The following is a 4318-nucleotide window of genomic DNA, read 5'->3' as shown; positions in this document are numbered from 1 at the left end:
CGGGAGCCAGTAGCGGGCGTTGACCTGGCTCGCTCCGACGAGCCCGGCCGCCAGCATGCGTGAGCGGTAGGGGTCGAGTCCGGAATCTTGCATGACCAGTCCGTAGACCGCGTCCACGCAGGCCTCGGTGGCCCCCTCGGTGCGGCGGATGACCGCCGGGTCCATCACGTCGGAGGCGAAGATCAACCGATATCCGGAGTTGTCGGAGTCGATGAAGTCGAAGAACGCCTGCACCGCCGCCTGTACGCGCTGGTGATTGTCGGTGGTGGTGAGCAATGCGTTGTTCACATCGACGACCAGCTTTTCCGCGTGCGAATCGACCACCGCGATGTAGAGATCGAGCTTCGACGGGAAGTGTTGGTAGAGCACCGGTTTGCTGACGCCCGCGTGGATTGCGATCTCGTCCATGCCCGCCGAGTGATAGCCGCGCTCGACGAAGATCTCGCTCGCGGCCTCGAGCAACTGCAAGCGCCGTGCACTCCGCGGAAGCCGGGTGCCGTTGCGCCCGGAGGAGACATTAGCCGCCGTTGACATGGTTAGAGGGTACTCGGACTCCTGACCCATAAACCGCGTGGATCGCACAAGTGAATTCACAGCCTTCGATGAGGACGTGTGATGTCGCACGTGGTATTGGCCGGTTCTGTGAGAGGGTGTGAACCGTGAGCCGCACAGATGATGCGTCGGGGACGGGGAGCGCGGAGCGCCGGACGGGGCGGCCCCGTGCGCGCGAGGTCGGTCCGCGGTCGCCACGCGCCGGTGACCAGACGCCCGGTGGATCGGTCGCGCCGGGTGGATCGTCAGCGCCCGGTGGATCGTACGCGGCAGCCCAGACGCCAACGGGGACAGGCGAGAACCGCACGGACCAGCCTCCGGTCGTTGCCGCCCAGCCCCCGACCGGCCAGCCCCCGACCGCCTCGTCGTCCACCGGCCCGTCGACGGCCATGCCCCGGTCCGCGACGACGACTCGCCGGCGCCCGCTTCCCGATCAGCCGCTGCGCGCCCGCTGGGACCCGACCGACGACAACGGCCGGCCACGCTCGGACCGCGACAGCGCGCCACCGCGCAAGAAACAGAGCGCGATCGGCCGATTCGTGGCCACCTACGGGTGGCGTGCCTACGCGATCCCGGTTCTGGTGGTCCTGACCATCGTGCTGCTCGTCTACACGATCCGCGACGACAACACGACCAACGCCGGCGCGCCGGTCGGCCCGGACCCGTCGGCCCGCAACGCCGAGGTCACCAAGGAGACCCGGCCGATCGGTGCGCCCACCGGGGAGATCTCGCCCGCGCAGCTGCCGGCGGGGGCGCTGCCGGGCGGCGGCGGCTTCACCACGGTGGGGCGCAAGACCTTTCACGTGGTGCCGGGTACGACCCCGCAGGTCGGTCGCGGCGGGCAGGTGTACACCTATACCGTCGAGGTGGAGAACGGCCTGATCCCGGCCGAATACGGGGGCGATCAGGCGTTCGCGAAGATGGTCGACGCCACGCTGGCCAACGACAAGAGCTGGATCGGTGACGGCAAGGTGTCGTTCCGCCGGATCGATCGCGGCAACCCGGACCTGCGGGTGTCCCTGACGTCGACGAACACCACGCGCGAACTGTGCGGGTACCAGATCAAACTGGAGACCTCGTGCTTCTATCCGCCACAGGAACGGGTCACCCTCAACGAGGCGCGCTGGATTCGCGGCGCGCAATCCTACGAGGGCGATGACGTCGCCTACCGGCAATACCTGGTGAACCACGAAGTAGGTCACGGCATCGGGTATGAGCATCACGTCCCGTGCCCGGCCAACGGTGCGCCGGCGCCGATCATGATGCAGCAGTCCTTCGGGGTGTCCAACTCGGAGATCATGGCGCTCGATCCGGACATCCGCGCCAATCCGGCCCTGGTCTGCAAACCCAACCCGTGGCCGTTCCCCGAGGGAACGAGCGCCGGCTGAGCCGTTGCGCTCGCGGGAATGACGAGGTGCGCCGGGTCGTTGTTCGACTCAGTTCACCCGTCCGACTCGCATACCCGGGAGGCCTGCCGTGTCATCCTTGCCCCCGCTGGTGGAACCAGCGGCCGAACTCTCCAACGACGAGGTCGCGCGCTATAGCAGGCACCTGATCATCCCCGACGTCGGGATGGACGGGCAGAAACGCCTCAAGAACGCCAAGGTGCTCGTCATCGGTGCCGGTGGACTCGGCTCGCCGACGCTGCTCTATCTCGCCGCCGCCGGTGTCGGCACGATCGGCATCGTCGAGTTCGACGTCGTCGACGAGTCCAACCTGCAGCGTCAGGTCATCCACGGCCAGTCCGACGTCGGTCGGCCCAAGGCCGAGAGTGCCCGCGATTCGATCCTCGAGATCAATCCGTTCATCACCGTGAACATCCACGATCAGCGCCTCGAACCCGAGGGGGCGATCGAGCTGTTCTCCGGGTACGACCTGATCCTCGACGGCACCGATAACTTCGCCACCCGATATCTGGTCAACGACGCCGCGGTACTCGCGCACAAGCCGTACGTGTGGGGATCGATCTATCGCTTCGAGGGGCAGGCCTCGGTGTTCTGGGAGGACGCCCCCGACGGCCGCGGCATCAACTACCGCGATCTCTACCCGCAGGCGCCGCCACCGGGCATGGTGCCCTCGTGCGCTGAGGGCGGGGTGCTCGGCATCCTGTGCGCCTCGATCGGTTCCATCATGGGCACCGAGGCGATCAAGCTGATCTGCGGCATCGGTGAGCCACTGCTCGGCAGGCTGATGGTGTACGACGCCCTCGACATGACCTACCGCACCATCCGGATTCGCAAGGATCCCGAGGGGGAGAAGATCACCGGTCTGATCGACTACGAGGCGTTCTGCGGTGTCGTCTCCGACGAGGCCGCCCAGGCGGCGGCCGGCTCGACACTGACCGCCGTCGAACTCAAGGAGAAAATCGACGCGGGCGAGAAGCTGGCACTGGTCGATGTGCGCGAGCCGGTCGAGTGGGACATCGTGCATATCGACGGCGCGACCCTGGTGCCCAAGGATCAGATCCTGTCCGGTGCCGCACTGGCCCAGATCCCGCAGGACCGGCCGACGGTGCTGTACTGCAAGACCGGAATCCGGTCGGCGGAGGCGCTTGCCGCGCTCAAGCGGGCCGGATTCGCCGATGCCACGCACCTGCAGGGTGGCATCACCGCATGGGCCAATCAGGTCGACAAGGAACTGCCGGTCTACTGACGCGGCACCTCGCAGCCGCGTCGCTGCGCGGCTTCAGGCCACCACCTCGGTAATCTCTGCAGACGTGAACACCGTCGAGCCACCCGAGCACGTGCTCAACACGTTCGGGCTGACCGCCCACCCGCCCATCGCCATGGGCGAGCGCTGGGTCGGGGGGTGGCGCGTCGGGGAGGTCGTGCTGTCGCTGGTACCCGACCACGCGCGCGCGGCGTGGTCGGCCTCGGTCCGCGAGAATCTCTACGTCGAGGGCTTGCGGATCGCGCGACCGTTCCGGGCCACCGACGGTCGGTATGTCGTCTCCGGATGGCGCGCGGACACCTATATCGCCGGCGTCCCCGAACCCCGCCACGACGAGGTCGTGTCGGTGGCCGAACGACTGCACGAAGCCATCGCCGGACTCGAGCGACCACGATTCCTGCTCCAGCAGCCCGCGCCGCCGCACACCGACGTCGACGTCTTCGCCGCAGCCGATCGCGCCGCATGGGAGGACACCCCGATGCGCTCGGCACGTGCCGCAGGGATGTCCGAGCCGACCTCACCGGACGGCCAGGAAAGTATCGAGATCCTCAAAACCCTTGCGACTCTGCGCAAGAATGTCGACCTGCCGAGCCAGGTGGTGCATGGTGACCTGTTCGGCACAGTGCTCTTCGCCGGTGCGGCCGCACCTGGGATCACCGACATCGTGCCCTACTGGCGGCCGGCGTCGTGGGCGGCGGCGGTGGTGGTCGTGGACTCGCTGGCCTGGGGTGGCGCCGACGACGACCTCGTGCAGCGCTGGTCCGACGAGCCGGAGTGGCCGCAGATGATGTTGCGCGCCACCATGTTCCGCCTGGCGGTCCACGCTCTGCACCCGCGGTCGACCGCCGGCGCGTTACCGGGACTCAAGCGCGTCGTCGATATCGTGCGGCTCATGGTGTAGCGCGTTCACCTGTGGGTGCGGGCGCCGTCACCTTTCCCACCCGATGGTCGAGGACTCCAGACCCCTGGTGCCGACGAGCTTCCGGGCCACAATGACATCCTTGCAGCTTCCCGCCTCGAGACCTGTTGTGCCGATGGGTATCTGGTGCACGGTGGTTCGAATCCAGCGTCGGCTCAGGTGGTCTCGAGGCTCGCC

General features: G+C 67.6%; 4 protein-coding genes. 3 read left to right on the top strand and 1 reads right to left on the bottom strand.

Annotated features, from left to right (window positions below; translation table 11 throughout):
- Positions 1-534: TetR/AcrR family transcriptional regulator (locus B1964_RS16515; protein ID WP_079930549.1), on the bottom strand; the 534-nt coding region annotated here is incomplete at its 3' end.
- Positions 535-941: 407 nt separating this feature from the next.
- On the opposite strand from B1964_RS16515, the gene B1964_RS16510 reads away from it, so the two are divergent.
- The 3 genes from B1964_RS16510 to B1964_RS16500 all read left to right on the top strand — a co-directional run bounded on the left by B1964_RS16510 (position 942) and on the right by B1964_RS16500 (position 4123).
- On the top strand, positions 942-1940 hold the full coding sequence (locus B1964_RS16510) for a DUF3152 domain-containing protein (protein ID WP_006368651.1): 999 nt from the start codon (positions 942-944) through the stop codon (positions 1938-1940).
- Positions 1941-2028: 88 nt separating this feature from the next.
- On the top strand, positions 2029-3204 hold the full coding sequence (gene moeZ / locus B1964_RS16505) for an adenylyltransferase/sulfurtransferase MoeZ (RefSeq protein WP_079930548.1): 1176 nt from the start codon (positions 2029-2031) through the stop codon (positions 3202-3204).
- 64 nt (positions 3205-3268) lie between these two features.
- Complete coding sequence (locus B1964_RS16500) at positions 3269-4123, top strand: TIGR02569 family protein (RefSeq protein WP_006368649.1); 855 nt, start codon at positions 3269-3271, stop codon at positions 4121-4123.
- Positions 4124-4318: the final 195 nt, after the last annotated feature.

It is taken from the genome of Gordonia sp. i37 (genome assembly GCF_002043085.1).
In the GTDB taxonomy this organism is placed as follows: Bacteria; Actinomycetota; Actinomycetes; order Mycobacteriales; family Mycobacteriaceae; genus Gordonia; species Gordonia polyisoprenivorans.
Note: the sequence above shows the minus strand (reverse complement) of the source record. Positions and strands in the feature narration are given on the sequence as shown.